This is a genomic window from Streptomyces sp. NPDC057702 (assembly GCF_042799315.1).
Taxonomy (GTDB): domain Bacteria; phylum Actinomycetota; class Actinomycetes; order Streptomycetales; family Streptomycetaceae; genus Streptomyces.
Genome location: NZ_JBHVJC010000001.1, coordinates 78,215 through 103,509, shown reverse-complemented (window position 1 = coordinate 103,509; position 25,295 = coordinate 78,215). Strand labels below are relative to the sequence as shown.

Sequence of the window (25,295 nt, the reverse complement as noted above, 5' to 3'; positions counted from 1 at the left end):
CGTCACGTCCCGGCACACGGATGTCGGCTCGCGCCGTCGGGTGGGGGTGGGGGGCCGGTGCCGACCTCCCCGACGTCCGCGTGTACGACGACAGCGCGACCAGCGTCTCGGCGGCCGGCGGAGCCCACGCGTACACCTCCGGCAGCCATGTGTTCCTCGGCGACGGTGGCCGGGACAGGCACGCGCTGACCCCCGAACTCACCCACGTCGTCCAGCGACGTTCCGGCCCGGTGGCGCGCACGGACAACGGCGGCGGGTCGCGGGTCAGTGACCCCGTGGACGGTACGGACGGGCCGCCGAAGCGAACGCGGACCCCCGAGACGGCCGGTCACCCCGACGGCCCCGCGCCTGCCCGGCCGGCCCCAGGCCCACCCGGCAGGTGCTCGACCCGGTGCGCCGAACGGGTCGCCCCATCCGCCGCGCGCGATCGAGGTCGGGGGCCGCCCCGGGCCCAGTGCCGGACGCGAGCCCGGGGGCGTTCGACGCCGAGGGCCGGCCGCGCCGTGCGGCCGGCCCCCGGGCCGCGTTCGTGGTCAGCCGCAGCGGTCACACAGGTAGCTGGGCCGGGCCGTGGGCAGGGACTTGCCCACGCCGGGCTCGGGGACCCAGCGGCCCCGGTGGGACCGACGGGAGGCCGGCCCGTACGGCGACTGCCAGGCCGGCCGGTCGGCCCGGTGCGCGCCGCCCGTCGCGCGCCGCCACGGCGTCGAGCCGTACGCCGGTCGGACGCTCAGCCGCGGGAGGGCCAGGCGTCGCCGGCCCAACGACTCCAGGCGTACGGACCGCACGCCCAGCCGCTCCAGGACGGCGAACGGGTGGCGCGGGTACGGGGGCCGGGCGCGGCCGGTCACCCGGCGCGTGGGAGCGGGCAGCGCGGCGTACGCCGGGGCGTACGCGCAGCCGCAGCCCGGGCGGTGGTGACGGGCGGCGGGCAGGCAGGTGGGCGGGGCCACCCGGTTCGTGGACACCGAGTTCGTGGACACAGAGAGACACCGGTTTCAGTGAGAGGACCGCAGCGGAAAGCGGCGCGGCGCACTCGGGCGACGCGCGACGGATCAGCGTTCGGGGGAACTCACTCGCAGTACAACGGCATGTCCTTGACCTGATGACAGTGGGCGCAAGGACGGTAACGGCCACCGCCCACCGGCCTCCACCGATTTTCGGCCCGCCAGCGAGGGCCGGCCGACGCCGCCCCCGCCTCCCCCGGGCGCCGCCCCGGGACGACGCCGAGCCGCCGGGACCGAGTGCGCGCGTTCCCGAAGCGGACGTGCTGGGGTGGGGGCGCGCCCGGGGCGGTGGCGAAGCAGGTGCCGCGGATTCCCGCCCGGTGGTGACGGCGGGTTGGCGGGTGGGTGGGGGCGAGTCGCCCGGTTCCGCCGCTCGCTCTCGTCCAGGGCCGGGGGGTGGTCTTCGCTCGGGTGGGACTAGGACTTCGGCCCTGGTCCGGGGGCGGGGCAGGTCCGGTCGGGGGGCCGATGTCGGGGGCCGGTGGGCGGGGAGACGATGCGGGTCACGATCCGTCGAGCCCGTCGAGAAGGAGTACGCCATGTCGTACCTGGAACCCCTCGCCTACCCGGAGCCCCGCTACCACGGTGAGCGGGGCGAGGTGAACGCCGTCTTCCGCCCGGCCGACACGCCCCCGGACCTCTCCTCGCCCGGCGGCTCCACCCACTATCTCGCCACGAACGACTCCACCGGCGGAGAGTTCGGGCTGTACAAGGTGGAGTTGGGGGCGCGTTCGGCTGGCGCGAAGACCCACTTCCACCGGGCGATGTCGGAGTCCTTCTACGTTCTCTCCGGCGAGCTGGAGCTCTACAACGGCGAGAAGTGGGTGACCGGCCGCGCGGGCGACTTCCTGTACGTCCCGGTCGGCGGCCTGCACGCGTTCAAGAACACCACCGACGAGCCCATGTCCATGCTCATGCTCTTCTCTCCTGGCGCCCCGCGCGAGGAGTACTTCGAGCGGGTCGCGGAGGTGACCCAGCGCGGCGGCGAAGAGTTGAAGGGATTCCGTGTCCGCCACGACAGCTACTTCGCCGAGGACTTCGAGCGGGACGCGGGGGAGGCGGAGGCGCGGGCGGACGGCGGAGGCGTCTAGTACCGGCGGCGGTGTGCCGTGCGTCCCGCTCCGGTGCTCCCTCCCTGGACGAGGCGTGTAAACCAGGTGGACCGTGAGCAGCACTCCCGGCAGGGTTCTTGCCGGGAGTGCTGTACCGGGGCCACCCCCGCGTGCGCGGGGACCAGTTCGCCGCTTCCACCGAATGTGGAATGTGCGAAGGACCATCCCCGCGTGCGCGGGGGCCAGCGGGCTCCGGCGACGACGACGTGCTGCGCGCGGGGACCATCCCCGCGTGCGCGGGGACCAGTCGACGCCCAGGTTCTCGTACGTGACACCGCCGGGACCATCCCCGCGTGTGCGGGGACCAGTACGCCGACCCGTCCGCGACGGAGGTGACCGCGGGACCATCCCCGCGTGTGCGGGGACCAGTAGCCCGGCTGGTGCACGAAGGTGTCGTCCAGGGGACCATCCCCGCGTGTGCGGGGACCAGAGCTATGGTCTGGAGCAGCGATGCTTCTCCCTGGGACCATCCCCGCGTGTGCGGGGACCAGTAGCCAGGTCTTGAATGCGGCGAGGTAGGATCCGGACCATCCCCGCGTGTGCGGGGACCAGGGACGGCCCGCTGTGGTGGCACCCTCCGGGCCGGGACCATCCCCGCGTGTGCGGGGACCAGGGTAATTGACCTGCGAGTTTACCCGGCGAGAGACCGGTTTTCTGCAACTTTCACTGATCGCGACCTAACGCCCAACTCCGACAAAAACCCCACCCATGCCCCCCTAGACCCGCCGGGCGCTGAAGTCGCCTGCCCTGACTTCAGTCGTGAGAGCTGACGATACCTGGGGCGGGGGGCGGGGGCGGGTTGGTCGGGTTCTTGGCGGGCGCTCCACGAACGGCCTCCCGGCGATCGTCGCGGGCAGGCTCGCCCGGTCGCTCGGGTAACGGTCCGTGGTGCACGATCCAGGCCGTGGCCAGGTCGTCGGAGAGGCTGAGCGCGTGCGCGAGCCATCGCGTCGGCGGGGTGGGCGCGCCCCAGGGGTGAGCCCATCGCGGTCCCGGGCCTCGGGTGCGGTCGGCGTGCGGCACCAGGGCCATGCCTTGGGTGATGACCCGGATGTGTTGGGCGAGCATCGCGTAGCGCCAGTGCCAGCCCCCGAGGTCATCGGCGGAGGGCAGCCAGGAGCAGGGCCTCGGGCCCGCGATCATCGGGGTGTCGCTGTTCGCTGTCATCCACCGCTGAAGGCAGGCGGGTCCGCAGATCAGGACCCAGGTGGCGCCCAGGGGCAGGAGACTCACACCAGCGCCGGGCGGCGGGGCCCACCCGTGTGCCCGCGTCACGGCGCTTCGGGGCCGATGTCCTCGGCCGGGACGATCCGCCAGTGAACCGTGGTGGTCGCGACGTAGCGCACGTGACGGCCGTCGGGGTGGTCGCGGGCGGCGTGCGCGGTGCACCAGCGCTGGGCCTGGCGGTGCTGGCCCGTGATCGACGCGTCGGGGTCGGGGGTCGGCGACCGCTGCCCGCAGGTGACGCACGCCGCGCGCACGACGTACGACGCGGCCTGCGGGTCGGGCCGCAACGCCATCTCCACGTACCGGTGCCTGCTGCGGCTCACCGCCCCTCCTCCTCGATGACCATGTGGCGGGCGCAGGCGCGGTGGGCGGTCAGCCGTTGCGGGTAGCGGTCGGCGGCGGTGAGTCGGCCGTGGGCGGTCACCGCGTGCGCGCGGGGAACGGTCTGCCGGCAGATGCGGCACTGGAGTGCGAGCGCGGTGGGCCCGTGGATGGCGGTGACGGCCGGGGCCAGCACCTCGGCCAACCGGTCGGCGTCGGTGACGTAGCGCCCACTCCAGTGCGGCGGCACGCGCCAGTGGATGCCCGGGCCGTCCTGCCGGTCGGCGGGTGGTACGCCGACGTAGGCCAGACCGGCCGGTGGTGAGGGCAACACCGCGACGTGGGGGCGGAGTCGGTCCCACTGCCACCACGGGGCGTGCGGGGCCTCGTCGGGTGGGATGAGCCAGATCACCGTGCGCGCGGGGGAGTCGATGATCGCGGCGGTGGACGCGCCCAGCCTGTCGAGAACTCCGAACGCCCGGTCTGCGACGGCGGCGCAGGTTCGTACGGCGTCCCAGTGCCGACCGGTCGGCAGCAACACGGGCCCCGCCACAGGCGGCGGCGCCCAGTCGAGGGCCATCACCGCGACCACCCCGGCCGCTGGGCCGCGATGACCTCGGCCAGGTCCTCGGCGGGAGTCAGGAGACAACCCTCCGCTGGAGGCACGCGCCACCAGACCAGGTGCGTGCGGGCCATGCCGGGCACGAAGATGAACGAGCCGTCATCCCCGCTGAGCGTGACCTCCTCGCGCCCGCGCAGGTGCTGCACGGCCGGCGCCTTCGGCTCGATCAGCCAGCTCACGCGACGGTCCAGATCCTCCTGGATCACCGCGCCGCTGACGTCCCCCAGCGCGGCCAAGACCGGCTCCCCCAGGTGGAACGGCAACGTCAGCGTGTGCCAGCCGAGGGCCCCGACACGCACCCAGGCCATCCCGCCACCAGGCGGGACCCAGTCGTAAGGCGAGGGCGTCGCGTGATCGGCTTCGGTCGGCATGGCGCAGCCTCCGGAGTCATCGGTGATTGCTTGATGACTGACCGTAGGTCTGCGTGTTGCTGCCGTTGTAGACGGTTGCGCGGGATTGCGGATCGGGGCCTGCCGTTGCGGCGGATTGTCTAGGCAGCGTCCAGAGCGGCCTGCGCTCGGGCGATCAGCCGGCGGGCCTGGTGGTCCCGGACTGCCGATTCGGCGAGCCAGGCCCATGCCCGTTCGTACAGGCGGATAGCGTCGTCGTCATCAAGCCACATCTCAGTGGTCAGGGTCTCCACGATGACGAGCCTTTGATCATAGATCCAGAAGCCGTGCGATGGGAGGCGGCGGAGGTGCGCGCCGAACGGCATGATGCCCAAGTCGACAGTGTCCACGCCGATCAGCGATGCCAGCCGATCAAGCTGGGCCGACATCACCTCTGGCGGGCAAGAACGGGCATACAGCGCGCCCTCCCAGATGAGGAAGCGGAAGGACTTGCCCGGCTCGTAGATCACCTGCTGGTGACGCATCCGCGCGCGAACGGCGTCCTCGATATCCCGCGGTGCCTGCCGGAACTCGGCGGCAGCGGAGAAGATATGGCGCGCATAGTCGGCAGTCTGTGCCAGCCCCGGAATACGGGTGACCTCCAGCGCACGGATCATGCGGGTGGCCTCCGTCTCGGCCAGCGCCACATCCTGCCGCGGCCGGAACCCGTCGGCGAGCTGACGACGCCACGACCGGTACGTCGTCTCCAAGCCAGCTAGTCGGCCCTTTAGCTCGCCCGTCAGGTCCTGCCGTCCGACGGCTGCCGCCCAACTCGTCAGATCGGCGGGTGTCGCGGTCTGCTTGCCGGTCTCCAGACGCGAGACCTTCGACGGGTGCCAACCCAACGCCTCGGCTAGATCCCTGCCGGTCATGTCGGCCTCGGTGCGCAGCTCGCGTAACTGCGCACCGAGGGCTACCCGTGCGCTCTGGAAGTCGGTGCTCACATGGGGGAAGGTACCTGCTCCCCAGGTGCGGCGTGGTGCCATGCGGCATCGCGTGCCTGACAGGCCGTAACCACCTCGGCCGGGTCTTCGGTCAGGTAGACACCCAGGGTGGTGTTCTCGTCGTCGAAGGCGAAGCGAGCTACGAGCCGCGAGTCGAAGAGCCAGAAGTCGTAGTCGGGCAACCGCAGATGTTGGTCCTGGGTGCGGGTGAGGGTGCGGATGTCCTCGCCGGCAGCGATGTTGCCGGGCGCGGTGGCGGCGAGAAATCGCTGACCCTCGGTGATCGGTTCGTCCACGATCCGCACGCGCTCGAATCGCTTCCCCGCAGCAACCTGCTTCCGCACGTTGAGGCGCCAGGCGTTGTCCGGATCTGTAGAAACGTCCTCCCCGGCTGCCCACCGCTGCCACTTCGCGCTGGCGCGATCGACCGCATAGCCGCGCCGAGTCTCCAGCCGCCACGCAGTGTGCTGGAACTCGCTGAAGAGGTGCGCCATGTCGGCGAATGGTGTCAGCTCGGGTACGGCGGCGCGCGGAGCGTACCGGATGAGAAGCGAGCGCGGCACCCGCACGAACGACTCACTGGGCTTCACGTCTCGGAGCTGGGCAAGGTGCTCGGGGTCCGTCTCACGGTCGCCCTGCACCAGGACCTCGTCGGTCTCCGGGATGTCATACAAGGTAGGGCAGTTGCCTTCTTCGCTGGTGGTGCCGAGGAACCTCAACGTCATGAATCCTCCCTCGTGTGCGGACGAGATCAGCATGTGCCAGATAGCGGGTCTGCATCCGCGCGTTGCGGCAGATTGCTCGCGTGACTCCGTTCCCGCTCGTTGCGCGCAATCCACAGGCTCCGGGCGTGACGAAAGCCCCCTCGCCCAGCCGTAGCCAGGCGAGGGGGCGCTCACTTTCCGAGGAGTCCGTACAGGCCGATCACGAGCCCGGTGACGCCGACTAGCGCGGCCAGGGACGGGAGCGGCCAGCGGGAACGCTCCAGCGCGTCGAGCCGGGCCTCGTGGTCCGCGAGGCGTGCGTCGGTCTGTTGCCCACGCTGCACGAGCAGAGCGAGAGATCCGTCGGTGCGGGCGAACCCCTCGGCCATCGTGCCGCGAATCCGCTCCAGTTCGACGGCGACGCTGGCCGGATCGGACGGCGCAGGGATGGTCACGAGCTGCCGACCCCCTGATCGTCGTCCACCAGGCCGAGACCGACGCGGTCGAGCAGGGTCTCGACGCTCGGGAGGGCCATCACGCGGGCGAGGCCGCCAGCGACGGCCAGGGCGCCGGCGACCCACGGCAGGGCGGCGGGGATGCCGGATGCGACGACGGTGGCGGGCAGGGCGACCGCGAAGGCTACGGCGGCCTGTAGGGCGGTGCGTACGGCGCGCTTCGTGGCGGTGGTCATGGGGATGCCTTCCTGTAGATGCGGTGCGACACGGAGGCCCGCCCGGCGCGGTGCCGGGCGGGCCGTGGTGGGTCAGGCGACGTGGAACCCGTGGCGGTTGCCGAGCGCGGCGAGGGTCGCGCGGCCCGGAATGCCATCGGCGCCGGCGCCGGTGTAGCCGCCCCGGCGCTGCCACTTGGCGTAGGCGGTCACGGTGGCGCTGCCGAAGTGCCCTTCCGCGTAGCGGGAGTCGAGTAGGCGCTCGGCGCCGAGCGCCTGCTCGACCACGCGGGCACCCGTGTACGACACGGGCGTGCCGGTCTTGGCCGGGTCGCGGCGCGCGGCGGTGACCAGTCGAGCGAGCGAGACGACGGTCCTCGACGCCCCGGGGCGGGGGACGGAGGCGCCCGGTACGTCCGTGAGAACTCTTCGGCTGAGCTGGTTGGCGTCGTCGCTACGGGCCTGGTGGGGGCAGGCGCGCGAGCGGGCGCGGAGCGCGATGGGTCAGGATGAGACCCATGGCTGGCTTACTGTCGCAACCGCTGACCCTGCCCGAAGAGTTCGTCCTCCTCTCGCAACTGGACACCGGTCACGTACGCGACGTCGCGCAGACGGCGGTGGGTTGCGCCGCCGCCGAGCTCGGCGAACTCGCACTGCGCCGGCACCTTTTGGTCCGCGCCAACAAGAGCCGGAAGTTCGGCTTCGAGGTCTACTCCTACTCCGCGCGGAGGCCGGGCGAGATATCTCTGCTCAGCACCGAGCCCATCGGCATCGGCTGGGCCGACGCCCTCCTGGCCGAGCTCCACCAGAGCGCCGCCGGGGACCAGCCGCTGAAACTGCCTCGCTGGCTCCGGCATCGCGGACACGCGGCGCTGGCCCTGCACCGCGCCGCACTCGCCGACCGTGGCCTGCTGCGACACGAGCCCCGCACGCTCTGGCGCAGGGAGCGACACCACACCGACCGCGAGACACGGAACGCGCTGCTCGCCGAGGTCCGCGCCGCACACCAGGAGCGCGTCCCGCTGGACGCGCGCCTGATGTTCCTGTGCGATCTCGCGGAGAAGGCGGAGCTCATGAACGACCTCGGCCTCACCCTGACCTTCCGCGAACACCTGGCCCGCGCCCGGGCTCACGCGCGCGGCACCGATCCGGAGAGTCAGCTCCCCGAGGACTTGCGGGACACGAGCGTCATGCTCACGACGTGGATACCGAGCCGAAAAGGGTGACGGCTAACCGCCGTCCATACGCCCCTGCCACACGACGTGGTGTCACTCCCGGGGAGCCGTGTCGACTCCGTAGCGCGCTCACCTCGTGAGGCGACCGTCAGCCGCACGCCACGGCCCCACCCAACCCCCCTCGCCGCCAGCCAACCCGTCGCCACTCCCCCGGCACCCGTCAACCCAGCGCCGGCTCACCCGACGCCCCTCGCGCCTGGCCACCCCACCCGGCCCCCCGCAACCCCAGCCCACTCGCCACCTCACCCGGTACTGGCTCACCCCGCATCCGCCAACCCGCCGCCAGTCAACCCGCCGACCCGCCGGCCCTCATCCCGCGCGGGGCGTGCCGATGACCACCGTGACGTCGAGCTCGTCGGAGCAGGTCAGGCGGGCCGCCAGGCCGCCGCGTAGGAAGGCGAGTGCGGCTCGCGCGGCCTGGCGTTCGCTCGTCTCGACCAGGACGCAGCCGCCCGGCGCCAGCCACTCCCGCGCGGCGGCGGCCACCCGGCGCAGCACGTCGAGCCCGTCCGTACCACCGTCCAGTGCCACCAGCGGTTCGTGGTCGCGGGCCTCGGGCGGGAGCAGCGCGATCGCGTCGGAGGGCACGTACGGCACATTGGCGGCCAGTACGTCGATCCGCCCGCGTAGGGCGGCGGGTAGCGGTGCGAACAGGTCACCCGCGTAGACGCGCCCGCCGACGGCGGCGACGTTACGACGCGCGCAGCGTACGGCGGCCGGGTCCACGTCGGCGGCGTACAGCTCGGTGTCGGGCCCGAGCGCGGCCACCAGCGCCGCGCCCACCGCGCCCGACCCGCAGCACAGGTCCACCACGACGGCCGGCGCGGCGGCGGGGCCGCGCCCGGCGAGGGGCGCGACCAGCGCACCGGGCCCGCGCCCGGTCGGGGTCGCACGGCGGCCGTTCGCGGCGGGCCGGTGGACGGCGGCGAACCGACGCCCCGCCCCGGACCGGTGCGCCACGCCCACTCCGAGCTCAGCGGCGACCCCGGGCGCGGCGCCCCCCGCAGGCCCACCGGCGCCCCCGGGCGCCACCCCCACACGGACCCCAGCCACACCCCCGGACGCGGTGACCGCCCCAGTCCCCGTGCCGGAAGCAGGCCCGCCAGCCACCCCGCGTCCACCGCCGCCGGAACCAGCCGCGCCGGCGAACCCCGACGCGCCAGCCGCTCCCAACGCGCTGGTCGACCCGCCTCCGGAAGCCGCCCGCCACGCGCTGGCCGGCTGACGGGCCACCACGTGCGCGACGGCCTGTCGGACCAGGAACTCCGTACGCCGCCGGGGCACGAACACCCCTGGGTCCAGCGCGATCCGCAGCCCGCAGAACTCCGCCCAGCCCACCACCTGCTCCAGCGGCAACCCGGCCGCGCGCCGCCGCACCATCGACTCGGCTTCCGCCGGCGTACGGGCGGTGTACAGGATCAACCGAGCCTCGTCCTCGGCGAACACACAGCCAGCGGCCCGCAGCCGCGCGACCACATCGGCCGGTACGACGGCCGCCGGGAAAGCGGCGAGCGCGGGCGAGTCAGCGGCTTCGGAAGAGTTGGCAAGTACGGGAGGTGCGGCGGGCGCTGGAGGCGCGGCGGGTACAGCGCGTACGGCGGGTACGGCGGCTTCGGAAGGATCGGCGGGTACGGAAGGATCGGCGGGTACGGGAAGCGCGGCCAACGCGCAAGGCGCGACGGGTCGAGGCGACACGGCGGGCTCGGCCGGTACGGCGGGTGCGGGGGGCGCGACGGGCTCGGGACGTAGCGCCGGCACAGGAAGCGCGGCGGGCTCGGGGGGAGCGGGGGGCAGCGCGCGGGTACGCGGCGAGTGCTGCGCCGCAGGGGTGACACGGGGTACGTCGGAAACGTCTGACACGGGAACCTTTCGGGGCGCCTGCGGGGCCCCGTGGGTTCACCTAGGCGATGAACCGCGCCCGTCCAAGGGGGAGCACCCGACCTGACACAGCGGTAATGGGGCTCACCTCCTCGTTCGATCATCCGTCCACTGCTGGAGCGTGCAACTGTACCCGCCCGGCGCGCACCGGGCCCGCCCGCGCCAGCAACCCGCCCGGCCACGCCATCCGCACGCGGGCACCACCGCGACCACCCCTCGGCCACCCACTCCGACCAGCACCACCGACCCGCACCACCCCAGCCACCACCACAACCAGCACCACCTCAGCCACCACCACCCCGAGCACCACCACCACAACCGGCACCACCCCGAGCGCCACCACCACGACCGGCGCCCGCCGCAACCCGACGCCCGGCCCGCCCGCCCACGGCCGACCACGGCCCGCCCGCGACTCGCCGCCGCCCGCATCACCGCCGCCGGGTCCCGCCAACCCTTCAACCTCTCAACCCTCCGCGCGCCCCCAAGGCCCCGAGGTGTCGAGGCCCCGCCCGGAGGCCGAGCGAGCCGCGCGGACGGGCCACCCGCAGACATCGCCCGGATGTCGTACGACGCCCGCCCCTCGTCGCCGCGACCCGCGAAGGGTGGGCCACTTGATCGCGAGCGCCGCGCGGCCGGGTACGGGACCCACCACCTCAGCGGCGACCGGGCACGAGAGATGCCCCACACAGGTTTATCGTTCAACCTTTTTTCGCCACCCTTCACACCCCAGGCGGACGCCAGCCACCCCCCACCCGACCCCGGACCTGAACCGACGAGCACGGCACCACGAGCGCCGCGTCCGACCAGGCCAGACCCTCCGCACGCCAACTCCTCACGCACACCCCACAGATAGCCGACCAGGCCAGGCCCACAAACCCTCCGACACCGCCCCACCCGACGCCCGTCGCGCGCCACCACCCCCACCGACCAGGGGGTAAGCGGTCGCCGCCGTCGGGTCGCGAACATGACCCAAATTGATTCAATGTTCAACCTAATTCGGCGGCATGCTGGACGAAGCCGTGGCGGCAAGACGGTCCGTCCGGCCCAACAACCCTTCTACGCAACGGAGTTGATCCGTCATGTCGCACGCCCTGCCCCTCCGGCTCCACCACCACGCCTGGATCACCGACGACCAGGAAGCCAACCGGCGCTTCTACGAGGAGGTGATCGGCCTGCCCCTGGTGGCCACGTGGACCGAGCGCGAGGTGCTGTCCGGGTCCGAGCGCGCCTACAGTCACGCCCTCTATGGCCTGGCCGACGGCAGCGCGCTCGCCTTCTTCCAGTTCGCCGACGCCCAGGACCAGGAAGAGTTCAGGACCGGCATCCACGCGACCCCCGTGCGGCACGTCGCCTTCAAGGTGGAGGCAGAGACGCAGGAGGCCATCCACAAGCGCGCCACCGAGGCCGACCACCCGGGGACGAACGCCCACGTCATGGATCACGGCTTCTGCGTCTCGCTGTACGTCACGGACCCCAACGGGCTGATCCTGGAGTTCGCCGTCGACCACCCCGACGTGGCGGAGATCGACGCCGAACGGCGCGCCACCGCACACGCCGACCTCGCCCGCTGGCTGGCCGGGGACCACACCAGCAACAACCGCTGGCGCTGACCGCGACACCGGACGCCGTCGAACTGGCCCCGGGCCAGCTTCGACCCGCCGCCGGCACGTGACCGCCACCGACGCAGGCGCGCCACCCCGACGCGGCCCCCCTCGACCGCCCGCGCAGGCGGCGCCGGACGGCGACGGGCGACAGCGGCAGCGACGAACGGCGACGGGCGACGGGCGACGACGGCCAGCGACAAGCGGGGCGGCGGGCGGGCGGGTCACGACACCGCCCCACCCCGCCGCCCCGCGAACCCCGCCCCACCCCGGCCCTCACCGGCCGCGCCCCGCCACAACACAGGAGGGTCCTGGCCGGTCACGGCGACGCGTAGGGCGTGGACCAGGGCCACGCGGCCGAGGTCGGTCACCGGGGTCCAGACCAGCCCGTGGCCATCGCAGTCGCACGACGCGAGGTCGCCCGCGCCGAGCCAGCCGCCGTCCACGATGAGCGATAGCTGTTCCGGGTACGCGCCCTCGTCGGGCTGTTGGTCCACGGCGAGCAACCGGGGCTCGGGCGGCGGCCGAAGGCCCAGCGCGGTCGCGGCCCGTCCCGCCGCCGCCCGCACCGGTTCGCCGGGCCGCACGATCACACCGGGCGGCCCGGCCCCGCCGTCGCGGGCGACCTGGAGGACCCGAGGCCAGGATCGCGAGAGGTCCAGCGGCGCGGCCGGATCGGCCGGCCGCCAGACGAGGAGTTCGACCCGCAGCTCACGCGGGACGCGCACCGCACGCGGCATCACGACGCGGCCCCCGCCAGCAGGGCCATTACGGAGCACTCGGCGGGTTCCTTGTCGTCGAAGGTGCACATCCCCGAGGCGCCGCACCCGTCCGACCAGAACCACGCCTCGTCGGTCGTGTACTCGACCCGCCGCGCGTTCGGGCACAGCACGTCCTTGGCGAGCGCGTCGGGGTCGAACAACGAGAGTTCGTAGGCGTGTTGGAAGTCCAGATCGGTCGTCGGCGACCACGCGCCGTCCACCTGGACGAAGAACCGCATCGCGAGCCCCTTCACGATGACCCGGTGCGCGCCCACCAGCGCGAGGTGCTGCGTCACGCGGCACCGCCCCCACCGACCGCTTCGCGATGCAGCGGGCACCGGCAGTCGCCCCACGCGTCGGCGCGATGCTGGTCCTCAAGCTCGCCCCGTGTCACCGCGGTTGGGTCGACGCGGACCGTCAAGAGCACGGTGGGGGTCGGGCGCTCCGAAGTGCGCTTTCGGTACACCTTCATGGTCATGGTGCGTGTGTGATTCATGGCTCGCTCGTTCCTAACAGCGGAGGACGCGTCCACTCGAACCCGTGAAGATCCGGGGCGCGGTCTCAACCACGTTCCTGGGCAGCCGAGTTTGCCGCAATAGAATCTGCTCGGAATTCAGCCTGAGCAGATGAAGTGGCACATGCCAGGACGGTCGCATCGACCTTCACTGCACGCACATCGGGCGCCAAACTGGGCACGAGGTAGGTAGCGGCGCACTCATACGCCGGGATTGAGGACACATGGCCGCACGACCGCAGCCGACGGCACGACGCATCGGACTGGGCCACGAGTTGCGACAACTAAGAAAAGAGGCTGGGTTCACGATCGCCGAGGCCGTGCAGGGGCTCCCCATAGACGAGAGCACGCTGCAGCGTGTGGAGACCGGCTGGAAGTCCTTCCGGCAGGCAGCTCAGTTGCGTGAACTGCTGGAGCGGTACGGGATCACCGACGAGGAGCAGGTAGCTCGACTGCTCTCACTCCAGCGCGAAGCCTCCAGCCGGGAGTGGTGGACCGGAACCGGAACCACGATGCTGTCGGGCATGCCGAGATTCCTGGGCGTCGAATCGGCGGCGAAGGAGATTCGGATCTTCCATCCGACGATCGTCCCTGGACTGTTGCAGACCAGGCCCTATGCCATGGCAGTCCACGACGTGCACAAGCCAATCGACGAGAGCACGACTGAGTTCATTCGTCAGAGCGTCGAGCTCCGGATGAAGCGGCAGGAGGCAGTCGTTCGCGACGACGACCCGTTGAAGGTCTGGGCTGTCTTGTACGAGCCGGCGCTGCGCTACCTCATCGGCGACACAGCGGTCATGCGCGATCAGTACGAGTCTCTCGCCGAGCTGGCAGACCGAGAGAACGTGACGCTGCAGGTCCTGCCGCAAGCAGGGCGCGGATACGTAGCGTTCCACGATGTAAATATCATGATCCTGAACGACGGCCTGCCCATGACCGTCCAAACAGACACCGCCTGGTTCACCGTTGCGGTGACCGACAAGCCGAAGGAAGTAGGGCGCTTCAACCGGATGTTCGACGCGCTGGCTGCCAGCGCTCTGCCGCCGAGAGAGACCCCTAAGATCCTGGCCCAACTCGCGAAGGAACTCCCGGAATGACAATCACCCCCTCTCCTCGAAGCACCTGGCACAAGTCCTCGTACTCCAACGGCGGCGGCAACTGCGTCGAATGGGCCCCAGGTCACGCCGCGACCAGCGGCACCGTCCCCGTACGCGACTCCAAGAACCCCGACGGGCCCGCCCTCGCCTTCAGCACCCCGGCGTGGGCGGCGTTCATCGCCGGCGTCAAAGCAGGCGACTTCCACGCCTGACCCGCGCGCGAGCGCGACCCGCCCCCGCTCCTCTCGCGGCTCCAGCCTTGAGCGTCGCGGGGGCTTCCGCGACCGTCACCCCACCCCACCCCGCCGCGCGCAGCGCGCCCCCCTCACCCCGCCGACGGCAACGCCCCGCACAACGCGTCCAGCGCCCCCGCGAACGTGTGGTCCGGGGGCGTGCCGTAGCCGACGACCAGGCCGTCCTGGGGTGGCATGGGGGACGCCGGATGGCGGTACGTGTGCAGGCCGTCCACGGACAGGCCCTGCCAGGCCGCGGCCTGGACGATGGTGCGTTCCGTGCCGGGTGGCAGTTCCAGCACCGCGTGCAGGCCGGCCGCGATGCCGGTGACGGCGATGTGCGGGGCGCGTTCGGCCAGCAGCGAGACGAGCTGGTCGCGGCGGCGCCGGTAGCGCTGGCGCATGCGGCGTACGTGGCGGTCGTACGCGCCGGACGCGATGAGGTCGGCGAGGACGAGCTGGTCGGGCACGCTCACCCACACCTCGCGCTCGCCCTTGGCCGCGAGCACCGCGTCCACCAGCGCGTCGGGCAGGACGAGCCAGCCGACGCGGACGGCCGGGGACAGGCTCTTGCTGACCGAGCCGACGTAGACCACATGTGCCGGGTCCAGGCCCTGCACGGCGCCCACCGGCTGCCGGTCGTAGCGGAACTCGCCGTCGTAGTCGTCCTCGATGACCAGGCCGCCGGTGGTGCGGGCCCAGTCGATCACGGCCGCCCGGCGCTCGGGGTGCAGCGGGCCGCCCGTCGGGTACTGGTGCGCGGGCGTCAGCAACACCGCACGGGCGGCCATCGCAGTCAACTCGCCGACCTGTGCGCCGTGTTGGTCCACCGTCAGCGGCACGCCGTGGACGCCGGCGCGGCGCAGGATGGTGCGGTGGAACTCCAGGCCGTAGGACTCCACGGCCATCGTCACCCCGCCGCGCCCGCCCGCCCCGGCCGTCAGCACGTCCGGCGCGAACTCGGCGACCCGCCCCCAGGCGGCGGCCCGCCCCACCCCGTTCCGCTCGACGCCGGTTCGCCCGACACCGGTTCGCCCCACGCCGCCGTGCTCGGCGCGCGGCGGCCCGTCCTCGCGCGCCGCGTCCACCAGCACCTCGGCCAGCAGCCGCACCCCGTGGGCGGCGCCCGCGCAGATCACGACGCGCTCGGGGTCGACCCGTACGCCTCGGGCGCGGGCCAGGTACTCCGTCAGGACGTGCCGCAACTCGACGCGCCCGCGCGGGTCGTTGACGCCGAACGCCGAGCTGGGCGCGTTGCCCAGGGCCCGCCGCGAGGAGGTGAGCCAGGCGGCGCGCGGGAACGAGGAGGCGTCGGGCGCGCCCGGGTGCAGGTCGAAGGTGGGCCGGGCGGCCAGCGGTGGGCGAGTGGGGGCGCGCGGCGCGACGGGCCGGGCCGGCACGGCGCCCGGCGCGACCCGGGTGCCCGCGCCCCGGCGCGCGGTCAGCCAGCCCTCGGCGACGAGTTCGGAGTACGCCTCGGCGACCGTGTTGCGAGCCACGCCCAGGTCCACCGCGAGCGAACGGTAGGGCGGCAGCCGGGTGCCGGGGACGAGTCGCCCGGTACGGATCGCCTCCCGCAGGGCACGCGTCAGCGAAGCCCGTACACCTCCCGGACCGGTCAACTCCAGATGAAGGTCACTGCCCGGCCCACCCGTCGCTTTGCCCCACGATTCCGCCATGGCAATGAACCATATGTGCGCCCCATCGGCCTCCTAGAGTCGAGGTATGACCACAGAACACACCGCTCGGATGAACTTCACGAAGGCCGCCCCCAAGGTCTTCCAGGCCATGATCGACCTGACCGCCGCGGCCAAGGAGGGGTTGGACCACTCCCTGGTCGAGCTGGTCCAGATCCGCGCCTCGCAGATCAACCACTGTGCGTACTGCCTGCTCATGCACACCACCGACGCCCGTAAGGCCGGTGAGAGCGAGGAGCGGATCAACCTGGTCAGCGCCTGGCACGAGGCGCCGAACTTCTTCACCGAGAAGGAGCAGGCCGCCCTCGCGCTGACCGAGGCCGTCACCCTGCTGCCCAACGGCATCTCCGACGAGGTGTACGACCGGGCCGCCAAGCACTTCGAGGAGAGCGAGCTCGCCAGGCTCATCGGCGTCATCTTCGCCATCAACGCGTGGAACCGCATCGCGGTGACCACCAGCAAGGTCCCCGGCACGATGTGAGCCGGCCCGCACCACCGCGCCGAGCCGCGTGCCCAGCCCCACCGCACGCGGCCGGCGCCGCCCCGCGCGGGGGCCCACCGGCGGCCCGCGCCACTTTTCGGCCAGCCCGAAACGCGCCCCCATTCCAGGGGCATATTCAGCCTGATCTGACGTCTATCAGGTCAGATCTGGTCGCGAACGGTGCTCACCTGGTCTCATACGGTGGACCGCCCTCTAGCACGTCGGGCGTAACGGATTAGGCTTCGCCCGTGGCTGAGATCCAGATTCCTGCTGACATCAAGCCCGCCGACGGACGCTTCGGCTCGGGCCCCTCCAAGGTGCGCACGGAGGCGCTCAGCGCCCTGGCCGCCACCGGCACCTCGCTGCTGGGCACCTCACACCGGCAGGCGCCGGTCAAGGACCTGGTGGGTCGGGTTCGCGCAGGCGTGCGCGAACTCTTCTCGCTGCCGGACGGCTACGAGGTCATCCTGGGCAACGGCGGCACCACCGCCTTCTGGGACATCGCGACCCACGGCCTCATCGAGCGCACCTCACAGCACCTGACCTTCGGCGAGTTCTCGTCGAAGTTCGCCAAGGCCGCCAAGCTCGCCCCGTGGCTGGGCGAGCCGACGGTGATCAACTCGGACCCCGGCACCCACCCGGAGCCGGTCGCCGAGGCGGGTGTGGACGTCTACGCCTACACCCACAACGAGACCTCGACCGGTGTGGCAGCGCCGCTGCGCCGGGTCGCGGGTGCCGACGAGGGGTCGCTGGTCCTGGTGGACGCGACCTCCGGAGCCGGCGGGCTGCCCGTCGACATCACCGAGACCGACGTCTACTACTTCGCCCCGCAGAAGTCCTTCGCCGCCGACGGCGGCCTGTGGCTGGCGGCCTTCTCGCCCGCCGCGCTGGAGCGCGCCGCCCGCGTGCACGCCTCGGGGCGGTACGTGCCCGAGTTCTTCTCGCTGCCGACCGCTATCGACAACTCGCTCAAGAACCAGACGTACAACACCCCGGCGCTGGCCACCCTCTTCCTCCTCGCTGACCAGCTCGACTGGATCAACGGGCAGGGCGGCCTGGACTGGGCCGTGAGCCGTACCGCCGACTCCTCCACGCGCCTGTACGGCTGGGCCGAGAAGTCGTCGTACGCGTCGCCGTTCGTCGCCGAGCCGGCGCAGCGCTCCCAGGTCGTGGGGACCATCGACTTCGCCGACAGCGTCGACGCCGCCGCTGTCGCCAAGGTGCTGCGGGCCAACGGCATCGTGGACACCGAGCCCTACCGCAAGCTGGGCCGCAACCAGCTGCGCGTCGCCATGTTCCCGTCCGTGGACCCCGCCGACGTCGAGGCCCTGACGGCCTGCGTGGACCACGTCATCGAAAAGCTCTGACCCCTCGCGGGCCCGCCCCGCATCCCGCTCCACCCGTTCCGCCCAGCCCCGCCCGCCACCGCCGCCGGACGGGGCTGCCGCGTGGCCGGGGGCGCGTGCGCGGGCTCGCGAGAGGCGCGGGGGGCTGTGGGGCGGGGCGGTGTGGGGCCGGGGGGCGCCGGGACCCGGAAGGGGTTCCCGCTGCCGGCGGGCGTCCTCAGCTGTGGATGACGTCGAACGGCACGGTGTTCGTCCGCCGGTCACGCGACCCCTTGAGGTAGATCTGACCGCTCCCCTCCGGCCAGGCGGGCGGGACCGCCGACGTGGCCTTCTTGGGATCACCGGTCACCGGCTGGGCAACGGTCTCGTACTCCTTACCGGTCAGGATAAAGACCGCGTGGTTGACCGAGCCGAGTTCGATCCCGTTGAACGTGAGGGGCGCGTTGTGGCCGGCCTCGTCCGGAACGACCGTGTCGAGGCTCATGATTCCCTTGGCGTCGCCTGCCATGACCGATACTCCTTCGCGTTCGCCTGCTACTGCCGAATTCGTTCCCCGGCACCGAGGCTAGGTCGCCCCCGCGCATTCCCAGACGACCGGGAACACCGTGCGACGCGTTTTCGCCCGCACAGCCCAAAAGCACGACCAGCGACGCGGGTACGTGTCCCCTGCGACCCGGGCCCCACGAGAGAACGACAGGGCCGGGACGCCGCCCCGTATCTCCCGCCACCCGTCCGGAGACCCCCTCATGGCCGAGTACGCTTACGCCCTCGTGTACGCGAAAGACGGAAAGTTCCTCATCGCGAAGAAGAGAAGGAAAAGCTTCTTCTACAAGGGCGCCATCTACCCCGAGGGAAAGAAGATCGAACGAGGGGCGGAGAAGGAGGCCCTGCCCGGTGGGCGCGTCGAGACCGCCCAGAAGGAGACGCCACCGGCGGCAGCCGCCCGGGAGTTCCAGGAGGAGACCGGGGTCGCGGACATCGGGCAGCACTACGCGAAACACCGCACCTGGAAAGCGGGCGCCGACACCTATCACGGCGTCTACTTCCTGGTCGAGACCGGAGACAAACCGAAGGGCCTCGACGCCTATTTCGGCCTGGCGGGTGGGAACGTCATCGCCGGACGCTCCGCCGCGAGCGATATCGAGAGCAAGAAGATCACGACGTACGGCGAGATCCACAAGAAGTACCCCCGGGCTCCCGTGGACAACGAGCTGTACGAGATCCAGCGGTGGGACGTGAACAACAAGACGACCTGGGCCGAGATCGAGAAATGGAAGAAGGACGCCGACCCGGCCCGAAGCTGGTTCACGGACATCCTGGGGGAGATCCGTCAACCGTAGGCCCGTGTCACCACCTCCACGACCCCGGAGCGGCCCGCCGAGGCCGGGCGGGAGGCGAGGCCCGCGCGACGCGGTCGCCAGGGGCCGCCCGGCGACACCGCGCGGACCTCACCTGCGGCGGAAGAGGCGGCGGCCGGCCAGGCCGACAGCCGCGCAGACCGCGAGGAGGACGCCGACGAGGTAGTAGTTGCCGGAGTCGTTCGTCTCGTCCCCGTCCGACGAGCCCTTCCCGCCGCCGGCCGCCTTGTCCGCTCCCTGCTGGCGGCGGGCCTGCGGCGAGAGCTGGTCGTCCTCCAGGTGGACCGCCGTGACCCGGCTGTGCCGGCCCTCGGTGCCGTACATCAGCGTGCCGCCGTCCGGGCTGTACGTCACCGACTCGCCCTGCCGCTGGATCGGCAGCCTCGGCTCGCCGATCTTCTTCGGCTTGCCGCCGCGCCAGTCGAACAGCACCGCCTCGAAGTAGCCGCGCAACACCAGGTGCGCACCGTCCGGCGAGAACGCGCCGTCCGTCACCCACATGCCCACCTCGCCGATCCGCTCGAAGCGGTTGACACCGGTGGCCGCGAGCCTGGCCGGGCCCGCGTACAGCCCGCCGCCCTCCTCGCGCTTGCTGACGATGTACACCCGGCCCGTCTTCGGGTGCACCATCATCGCCTCGGCGTCGCGCGGACCGCCCTCGTACTGGACCGTGTACTGCGTCGCCGTCACCGTGATGTCCGCCAGCCGCTTCGGCTCGGGGAACGCGTAGATCCACACCTTGGGCCAGGTGCCGCCCAGGTTGTCGCCGATGTCCGCGACGTAGACCCGACCGTCGGGGCCCACGGAGACGGCCTCCACGTCACGCGGGTCGCCGATGCCGCGCAGCGTCACGGTGGCGACCGTACGCCCCGTCTCGGAGTCCACGGCGTACACGAACGGGCCGTCGTCGCTGTCGTTGTGCGTCCAGTACACGCCCGGGTGCGCCCGGCTCGCCGCGAGCCCGCTGGACTCGGTGATCCGGTCGTCCTCGATGGTGAACGACGACGGCCGTCCGCCCGAGCCCGCCGCGTGCGCGGACGCGAGGGGCACCACCCCCGACGGGACGACGGGAAGCGCCGCCAGGGCGACGGCGACGGCACAGCTGACCACGCGAGAAAGCGAACCCATGGGCGTAAGCCTGCCATCCCCGCCCAGACCGCCTCCGCCCGCGCCCCTGCCCGCCCTCGGACGTCAAGCGCGCGCCGTCAAACCACCCGTTCGACGGAAGTCGCGCCAAGCGTCCTGGGTACGCTGGAAGGGTCGGCAAGAATCCCGATCATGGGAGCACTGATGATGCACGTCGTGCCACAGCCTGAGTGGCCCCGCCCGCCCGTGGGCGGGTACACCGCCGACGATCTGGACCGGCTTCCCAACCTGCCTCCGCACACGGAGCTGATCGACGGGAGCCTCGTCCTCGTGAGTCCGCAGACCAAGTTCCACATGCGGGTCATGCGCCTGCTGGAGCACAGTCTCGTCCTAGCCGCCCCGGACGACCTGGAGATCTGTCGGGAGATGACGGTACGTCTCGGCCCTCGCGACCGGCCGGAGCCCGACGTGCTGGCCGTGCACGCCAGCGCGGACACCGGAATGCTCCAGACCACGTACGAGCCCGCCGACGTGGTGCTCGCCGTCGAGGTCGTCTCCGCCGACTCCGAGGCCCGGGACCGCGAGGCGAAGCCGCTCAAGTACGCCGCCGCCGGCATCCCGCACTTCTGGCGCGTGGAGGAGGCCCGGGGGCTGCCCGTCGTCTACGTCTTCGAGCTCGAACCCGCGCGCCGGACGTACGCCGTGACCGGGATCTACCACGAGCGGCTGAAGGTGGCCGTGCCGTTCCCCGTCGAGATCGACCTCACCGCCATCGACCCACGCCGGACCGGCGGCGCGGACGCGGCCGGCGGGAGCGCGCCGGAGGCGGACGCGTAACCCACGCCGGAGCCGGACGCCGCAACCGCGCCGGAGGCGGGCGCGTGCCCCGGGCCGGCAGCGACGCGTGGGGCCAGGGGTGTACTTGCCTGGAGCCCGCTCCAGGGCGTTGGCTTGGCTCCCATGAAGTACACGCAGCTCGGACACACCGGCCTCAAGGTCAGCCGCCTGGTGCTCGGCACCATGAACTTCGGCCCGCAGACCGACGAGGCCGACAGCCACACCATCATGGACACCGCCCTCGGCGCGGGCGTCAACGTCTTCGACACGGCCAACGCGTACGGCTGGGGCGCCAACAAGGGGCGCACCGAGGAGATCATCGGGTCCTGGTTCGCCCAGGGTGGCGACCGCCGCGACAAGGTCGTCCTGGCGACCAAGGCGTACGCCAACATGGCCCTCGACGACGGCCCGGCCTGGCCCAACCACGACAAGCTCTCGGCCCTGAACATCCGCCGGTCGGTCGAGGCCAGCCTGCGGCGGCTGCGTACCGACCACATCGACCTGTACCAGTTCCACCACGTGGACCGGGACACGCCGTGGGAGGAGATCTGGCAGGCCGTCGACGTCCTCATCCAGCAGGGCAAGATCCTCTACGCCGGCTCGTCCAACCACGCGGGCTGGCACATCGCCAAGGCCAACGAGGCGGCCCGCCGGCGCGGCGCGCTGGGCCTGGTCAGCGAGCAGTGCCTGTACAACCTGGCCGAGCGCACCGCCGAGATGGAGGTCATCCCGGCCGCGCGCGACTACGGCCTCGGCGTCATCCCCTGGTCGCCGCTGCACGGCGGGCTGCTCGGCGGCGCGATCCGCAAGGAGCGCGAGGGCGGCGCCGGCCGCACCGCCTCCGGCCGCGCCGCCACCACCCTGGCCGACCCCGCGGTGCGCCAGCGCGTCCAGCGGTACGAGGACCTGCTGGCCGAGCACGGCGTCGAGCCCGGCGAGGCGGCCCTCGCCTGGCTCCTCACCCGTCCCGGCGTCACCGGCCCGATCGTCGGCCCGCGCACGGTCGAGCAGCTTGAGTCGGCGCTGCGAGCGGTCGAGTTGGAGCTGAGCGACGAGGTGCTGACCGGCCTCGACGAGATCTTCCCGGGCCCGGGTCCGGCACCGGAGTCCTTCGCCTGGTGACGGGACGGGAAGCGGTCTGAGCGGTGGTGTACGGGGCGGGCCCCGGCGGTTGACGCCGGGGCCCGCCCCCGTCGTATGTGACGCCGCGCCGTGATCGCGCCTGCGCCCGCCGTCACCGCCGCCCTGCTACCGTTCCGCACGGTAACTACGCTGCTACACCCGCGAGTTGACGCGCCCGGGGGAAGTGGGGGAAGCATGTCGTTCCAGGAGGAATGGGGCCGCATTCGCGGCGAGGCAGCCGCGCGGACGCGGCTCGATGGCACGGGCGGCACGTCGGGCGGCGACGCGGACCGGCTCGTCGTCCACCAGGAGGACCTGGGCAGGGTCGGCCACGAGGCGTTCCTGCTGCACGGAAAGCTCAAGAAGGCCGCGGACGTCGCCCGTGGGGCCACGGGGGAAGGCTCGACGGCCACCGCCGCCACCACGCTCACCTCACACCACTTCGCCATGGGCACCGCGCTGACCGCCACCGCGGCCGTCTGGGACGACCAGGTCAGGACGCTCCTCCAGTCGTGCGCCCACATCTCCAACCACCTCGACTTCTCGAAGAAGTCGCACACCCACGAGGACGAGAAGATCGCCGCCACCATGTCGCACCGCGACGGCGGCGCCGCCTCGCCCTCCGAGATCGCGAAGTACTACCGATAGGCCGGGCCGGCCCTCGGCCGGCGCGCCACGCGCACGGGCGCGGGTACAGCACGAGCAACGGGAACGTGTGAGGTGAGCGCACGATGGCACTGACGTACGACGACGTCTACCAGGTCTCCCTGTCCGGCCTCGGCTCGGCGGCCGAGGACTGGAAGGAGATGGTGGACCACCTCGCCAAGCTGGCCACCGAGGCCGCGGACGGCATGGTGAGGCAGTCCGAGGCCGCCCGCTGGGAAGGCGTGAACGCGGGCGTCACCCGTCCGTTCATCCGCGCCACCGGCGCGGAGTTCCGCGACGCGCACACCCAGGCCAAGAGCGTCTGGAGCATGCTGCGCGACGCGCACCAGGAACTGACGGCGATTCAAAAAGCCCTACGAAAAGCCGTGGACGTGGACGCCAGGAACCACGGCATCCTGGTCTCCGGCGGCCCCGGCTCCACCGTGATCTGCGCGTACGTGGACAGGACCGGCGAGAAGACCAAGCACACGGCGAACCAGGTCGCCTATCTCAAGGCCCTCCAGGACCAGATCAACCACCTCCTCGGACAGGCCGACGAGATCGACACCTCGGTGGCCCGCGCCCTCGGAAGAATCCACGGCGACGACTCCCACGACTTCGGTCACGCGAGGTACGACTCGCTCGACGACGCCCAGCGCGAACGCACCGTCCAACTCGCCAGGAAAAGCCTGGCCCTGCACAAGGTGGGCGAACAGCTCAGCGACAAGGAACTGGCCGAGTTCCACCAGCTCATGCGGAACAATTCCAAGGACCGGGAATTCGCGGTCGAGTTCTACCGCGACATGGGCGCTCGCGACGCGCTGCACTTCCAGGCCCAACTGTCCCTCGACACGTCGGCCGGCGGCGACACGACGCGGCTGGAACTGGCGCGAAGCATCCAGAAGGACATGGGCCTGACCCTGGCCACGGCCACCGACCCGCCCACCGGAAAGGACAACCCGCACACGTCCTTCCGCGAGGACCGCGCGTACCTGGGCAGGGCCTGGATCAACGAACTGAAGAGGGCGGGGAGGCAGTCGCTCAACGTGGGGCTCGACCACGCCCAACCCGTCGGGTACCAGGCCCTGGCATCGCTGCTGCGCAACGGCACGTACGACAAGAGCTTCCTCCAGCCCATCGCCGAGGACCTGGTGACTCTCGAACGCCGGGGCGCGACCTGGCCGGTGCCCGACCCCCACGAGGGCGTCACGGACTTCGGCCTCAACCTCACCGACAAGAAGGGTTCGGGCTGGGACCCCATGACCGGCGTCCTGGAGGCGCTCGGCCACAGCCCCGAAGCGTCCACCGCGTTCTTCAGCGGCTCCACCGGCGGCGGCGACAGCGACCTCGACCGGATGAGCAACCTGGATCACTTCCTCAGCGAGGACAACGGCCGCGCATGGCTCTCCGACAAGACCAGCGGCCTCACCGACCCCGACCAGAAAAGCACCCACCCCGCCAAGGAGGCCCTGGGTCACGCCCTCCAGTCCGCCACCTCGGGCCGCCCCCACGACGACGACGGCCCACTACAGCCACACACCCGCGAGCAGGCGAAGGTCTTCGAGCAGGTGGTGAAGGAACTCGGAAGCAACCCCGGATCCATCAAACAGGACGGCGACCTGGCAGTCCTCGCACCCAGCCTGGGGAACATGTCGGCTGAGTACATGTACGACATTCAGCGGGCTTACGCGGGCGGGGATTCAAGCGGGTACTTCGAGCAGGAGGGGGCTGACGTAAGCCTCAAGAGTCTTAATGATGAGCGCACGCTCACCAAGTTCCTCCAAGCGACCGCTGAAGACCCCAAGGCGTATGCGGCCATCACCCACGCCCAACAGGTCGTGACCACCGAAGCGATCAGCTCCGCCATCGGCGATCGTGGGGAAGAGCCTCTCGCTGCCTCAGCGGAGCGGGCCACAAGGCCAGGGGCGATCATTGCGAGCGTGACCGCCGCCGGGCAAGGCGACGCCATCGCTGCTGCCGATGACAGCGTGGAGAAAATCCAGGAGTTCAACAAGAACCTGGAAACCGGCGCCAAATGGGCGGGACGCTTCGCAGAGATGGCAGCAAATCACATCCCCGTTTACGGCGATATCGCAAGCTGGGCTTACGAGGATGCCCAAGAGGCGGTACTGGAGCACTACACGAAGGACGAGGAGGAGGCAGCCAAACTCATCCAGGAGAACAGGAAGGACTATCTCGACAGCGAGCGTGAAAGATCCGCACACGCCATGAAGCAAGCCTATATCGACGCGGCCAAACGCGAGGGAATCTCCTTTGCGCCAGGAACGCCTGGCGCCGGGGCGGCCGATGATGTGTTCCAGGCCGTCAACAGTGGATTCGCAGATGGGCGGACCCGATAGTGCGCGCGCGAATCGCCTCCCTCACGTCGCCTGTCGGCATTTCGACAC

28 protein-coding genes, 1 pseudogene and 1 CRISPR repeat array are annotated in these 25,295 nt (G+C 71.6%); of the genes and pseudogenes, 13 read left to right on the top strand and 16 right to left on the bottom strand.

What is annotated here, in order from left to right:
- Positions 1 to 20: 20 nt before the first annotated feature.
- Positions 21 to 167: pseudogene (locus tag ACFVFR_RS00435) on the top strand (DUF4157 domain-containing protein); the annotation flags it as partial.
- A 366-nt stretch (positions 168 to 533) separates the two neighbouring features.
- Here the strand turns inward: ACFVFR_RS00435 and ACFVFR_RS00430 are convergent.
- Entirely contained in the window at positions 534 to 983 is a 450-nt protein-coding gene (locus tag ACFVFR_RS00430; protein ID WP_383696833.1) for a hypothetical protein, read from the bottom strand.
- 563 nt (positions 984 to 1,546) lie between these two features.
- Here ACFVFR_RS00430 and ACFVFR_RS00425 point away from each other — a divergent pair.
- Positions 1,547 to 2,098 (top strand): cupin domain-containing protein, encoded by a 552-nt coding sequence (locus ACFVFR_RS00425; protein ID WP_383696377.1) that lies wholly within the window; start codon positions 1,547 to 1,549, stop codon positions 2,096 to 2,098.
- 117 nt (positions 2,099 to 2,215) lie between these two features.
- A CRISPR array of direct repeats spans positions 2,216 to 2,732; the repeat unit is 29 nt; unit sequence GGGACCATCCCCGCGTGTGCGGGGACCAG.
- 140 nt (positions 2,733 to 2,872) lie between these two features.
- On the opposite strand, the gene ACFVFR_RS00420 is transcribed toward ACFVFR_RS00425, so the two are convergent.
- The 9 genes from ACFVFR_RS00420 to ACFVFR_RS00380 form a co-directional block, all read right to left on the bottom strand.
- The gene (locus tag ACFVFR_RS00420) at positions 2,873 to 3,352 is read right to left on the bottom strand and encodes a hypothetical protein (protein WP_383696375.1); all 480 of its coding nucleotides are present in this window, start codon (positions 3,350 to 3,352) and stop codon (positions 2,873 to 2,875) included.
- Positions 3,353 to 3,390: 38 nt separating this feature from the next.
- Entirely contained in the window at positions 3,391 to 3,669 is a 279-nt protein-coding gene (locus ACFVFR_RS00415; protein ID WP_383696372.1) for a hypothetical protein, read from the bottom strand.
- A complete protein-coding gene (locus ACFVFR_RS00410; RefSeq protein WP_383696370.1) occupies positions 3,666 to 4,247 on the bottom strand; it encodes a hypothetical protein in 582 nt (193 codons plus the stop codon). The genes ACFVFR_RS00415 and ACFVFR_RS00410 overlap by 4 nt, the downstream gene beginning before the upstream one ends.
- Positions 4,247 to 4,597: a hypothetical protein gene (locus ACFVFR_RS00405; protein ID WP_383696367.1), complete on the bottom strand. Its 351-nt coding sequence runs from the start codon at positions 4,595 to 4,597 to the stop codon at positions 4,247 to 4,249. The genes ACFVFR_RS00410 and ACFVFR_RS00405 overlap by 1 nt, the downstream gene beginning before the upstream one ends.
- 182 nt (positions 4,598 to 4,779) lie before the next feature.
- Entirely contained in the window at positions 4,780 to 5,622 is an 843-nt protein-coding gene (locus tag ACFVFR_RS00400) for a helix-turn-helix domain-containing protein (protein WP_383696365.1), read from the bottom strand.
- A complete protein-coding gene (locus tag ACFVFR_RS00395) occupies positions 5,619 to 6,347 on the bottom strand; it encodes a DUF6879 family protein (RefSeq protein ID WP_383696362.1) in 729 nt (242 codons plus the stop codon). Before ACFVFR_RS00395 ends, ACFVFR_RS00400 begins: the two co-directional genes overlap by 4 nt.
- 170 nt (positions 6,348 to 6,517) lie before the next feature.
- The gene (locus ACFVFR_RS00390; protein ID WP_383696359.1) at positions 6,518 to 6,781 is read right to left on the bottom strand and encodes a hypothetical protein; all 264 of its coding nucleotides are present in this window, start codon (positions 6,779 to 6,781) and stop codon (positions 6,518 to 6,520) included.
- Positions 6,778 to 7,017 carry a hypothetical protein gene (locus ACFVFR_RS00385; protein ID WP_383696357.1) on the bottom strand — a complete coding sequence of 80 codons (240 nt, stop codon included), beginning with the start codon at positions 7,015 to 7,017 and terminating at the stop codon, positions 6,778 to 6,780. Before ACFVFR_RS00385 ends, ACFVFR_RS00390 begins: the two co-directional genes overlap by 4 nt.
- 72 nt (positions 7,018 to 7,089) lie before the next feature.
- The gene (locus tag ACFVFR_RS00380) at positions 7,090 to 7,305 is read right to left on the bottom strand and encodes a hypothetical protein (RefSeq protein ID WP_383696354.1); all 216 of its coding nucleotides are present in this window, start codon (positions 7,303 to 7,305) and stop codon (positions 7,090 to 7,092) included.
- A 209-nt stretch (positions 7,306 to 7,514) separates the two neighbouring features.
- Between ACFVFR_RS00380 and ACFVFR_RS00375 the strand changes: the two genes are divergently transcribed.
- Positions 7,515 to 8,222 carry a GPP34 family phosphoprotein gene (locus ACFVFR_RS00375; RefSeq protein ID WP_383696351.1) on the top strand — a complete coding sequence of 236 codons (708 nt, stop codon included), beginning with the start codon at positions 7,515 to 7,517 and terminating at the stop codon, positions 8,220 to 8,222.
- Positions 8,223 to 8,540: 318 nt separating this feature from the next.
- On the opposite strand, the gene ACFVFR_RS00370 is transcribed toward ACFVFR_RS00375, so the two are convergent.
- Entirely contained in the window at positions 8,541 to 9,284 is a 744-nt protein-coding gene (locus tag ACFVFR_RS00370; RefSeq protein ID WP_383696786.1) for a putative protein N(5)-glutamine methyltransferase, read from the bottom strand.
- A 1,904-nt stretch (positions 9,285 to 11,188) separates the two neighbouring features.
- Here ACFVFR_RS00370 and ACFVFR_RS00365 point away from each other — a divergent pair.
- On the top strand, positions 11,189 to 11,719 hold the full coding sequence (locus ACFVFR_RS00365) for a VOC family protein (protein WP_383696348.1): 531 nt from the start codon (positions 11,189 to 11,191) through the stop codon (positions 11,717 to 11,719).
- Positions 11,720 to 11,934: 215 nt separating this feature from the next.
- Here ACFVFR_RS00365 and ACFVFR_RS00360 read toward each other — a convergent pair whose 3' ends face one another.
- Positions 11,935 to 12,438 (bottom strand): hypothetical protein, encoded by a 504-nt coding sequence (locus tag ACFVFR_RS00360; protein ID WP_383696345.1) that lies wholly within the window; start codon positions 12,436 to 12,438, stop codon positions 11,935 to 11,937.
- An 11-nt stretch (positions 12,439 to 12,449) separates the two neighbouring features.
- Positions 12,450 to 12,767, bottom strand: a complete 318-nt coding sequence (locus ACFVFR_RS00355; protein WP_383696342.1) for a hypothetical protein — start codon at positions 12,765 to 12,767, stop codon at positions 12,450 to 12,452.
- Positions 12,768 to 13,209: 442 nt separating this feature from the next.
- Here ACFVFR_RS00355 and ACFVFR_RS00350 point away from each other — a divergent pair, with 442 nt between their 5' ends.
- Both ACFVFR_RS00350 and ACFVFR_RS00345 read left to right on the top strand, forming a co-directional pair.
- Positions 13,210 to 14,082, top strand: coding sequence for a helix-turn-helix domain-containing protein (locus tag ACFVFR_RS00350; RefSeq protein WP_383696339.1), 873 nt, complete (start codon positions 13,210 to 13,212; stop codon positions 14,080 to 14,082).
- Positions 14,079 to 14,294, top strand: coding sequence for a DUF397 domain-containing protein (locus tag ACFVFR_RS00345; protein WP_383696337.1), 216 nt, complete (start codon positions 14,079 to 14,081; stop codon positions 14,292 to 14,294). Before ACFVFR_RS00350 ends, ACFVFR_RS00345 begins: the two co-directional genes overlap by 4 nt.
- 113 nt (positions 14,295 to 14,407) lie before the next feature.
- Here the strand turns inward: ACFVFR_RS00345 and ACFVFR_RS00340 are convergent, their stop codons facing one another.
- A complete protein-coding gene (locus ACFVFR_RS00340; RefSeq protein ID WP_383696334.1) occupies positions 14,408 to 15,994 on the bottom strand; it encodes a PLP-dependent aminotransferase family protein in 1,587 nt (528 codons plus the stop codon).
- A 46-nt stretch (positions 15,995 to 16,040) separates the two neighbouring features.
- On the opposite strand from ACFVFR_RS00340, the gene ACFVFR_RS00335 reads away from it, so the two are divergent.
- Positions 16,041 to 16,493, top strand: a complete 453-nt coding sequence (locus tag ACFVFR_RS00335) for a carboxymuconolactone decarboxylase family protein (protein WP_383696332.1) — start codon at positions 16,041 to 16,043, stop codon at positions 16,491 to 16,493.
- A 248-nt stretch (positions 16,494 to 16,741) separates the two neighbouring features.
- Entirely contained in the window at positions 16,742 to 17,860 is a 1,119-nt protein-coding gene (gene serC, locus ACFVFR_RS00330; protein WP_383696329.1) for a phosphoserine transaminase, read from the top strand.
- A 196-nt stretch (positions 17,861 to 18,056) separates the two neighbouring features.
- Here the strand turns inward: serC and ACFVFR_RS00325 are convergent, their stop codons facing one another.
- Positions 18,057 to 18,347 carry a hypothetical protein gene (locus tag ACFVFR_RS00325; RefSeq protein ID WP_383696326.1) on the bottom strand — a complete coding sequence of 97 codons (291 nt, stop codon included), beginning with the start codon at positions 18,345 to 18,347 and terminating at the stop codon, positions 18,057 to 18,059.
- A gap of 238 nt (positions 18,348 to 18,585) precedes the next feature.
- Here ACFVFR_RS00325 and ACFVFR_RS00320 point away from each other — a divergent pair, with 238 nt between their 5' ends.
- Positions 18,586 to 19,179 (top strand): NUDIX hydrolase, encoded by a 594-nt coding sequence (locus ACFVFR_RS00320; protein ID WP_383696323.1) that lies wholly within the window; start codon positions 18,586 to 18,588, stop codon positions 19,177 to 19,179.
- Between the two features lie 108 nt (positions 19,180 to 19,287).
- Here the strand turns inward: ACFVFR_RS00320 and ACFVFR_RS00315 are convergent, their stop codons facing one another.
- Positions 19,288 to 20,325 carry a hypothetical protein gene (locus ACFVFR_RS00315; RefSeq protein WP_383696320.1) on the bottom strand — a complete coding sequence of 346 codons (1,038 nt, stop codon included), beginning with the start codon at positions 20,323 to 20,325 and terminating at the stop codon, positions 19,288 to 19,290.
- 150 nt (positions 20,326 to 20,475) lie between these two features.
- Here ACFVFR_RS00315 and ACFVFR_RS00310 point away from each other — a divergent pair, with 150 nt between their 5' ends.
- The 4 genes from ACFVFR_RS00310 to ACFVFR_RS00295 all read left to right on the top strand — a co-directional run bounded on the left by ACFVFR_RS00310 (position 20,476) and on the right by ACFVFR_RS00295 (position 25,247).
- A complete protein-coding gene (locus tag ACFVFR_RS00310; protein WP_383696318.1) occupies positions 20,476 to 21,120 on the top strand; it encodes a Uma2 family endonuclease in 645 nt (214 codons plus the stop codon).
- A gap of 123 nt (positions 21,121 to 21,243) precedes the next feature.
- The gene (locus ACFVFR_RS00305; RefSeq protein ID WP_383696315.1) at positions 21,244 to 22,242 is read left to right on the top strand and encodes an aldo/keto reductase; all 999 of its coding nucleotides are present in this window, start codon (positions 21,244 to 21,246) and stop codon (positions 22,240 to 22,242) included.
- 195 nt (positions 22,243 to 22,437) lie between these two features.
- A complete protein-coding gene (locus ACFVFR_RS00300; RefSeq protein WP_383696313.1) occupies positions 22,438 to 22,890 on the top strand; it encodes a hypothetical protein in 453 nt (150 codons plus the stop codon).
- A gap of 83 nt (positions 22,891 to 22,973) precedes the next feature.
- Positions 22,974 to 25,247 carry a DUF6571 family protein gene (locus tag ACFVFR_RS00295; protein WP_383696310.1) on the top strand — a complete coding sequence of 758 codons (2,274 nt, stop codon included), beginning with the start codon at positions 22,974 to 22,976 and terminating at the stop codon, positions 25,245 to 25,247.
- Positions 25,248 to 25,295: the final 48 nt, after the last annotated feature.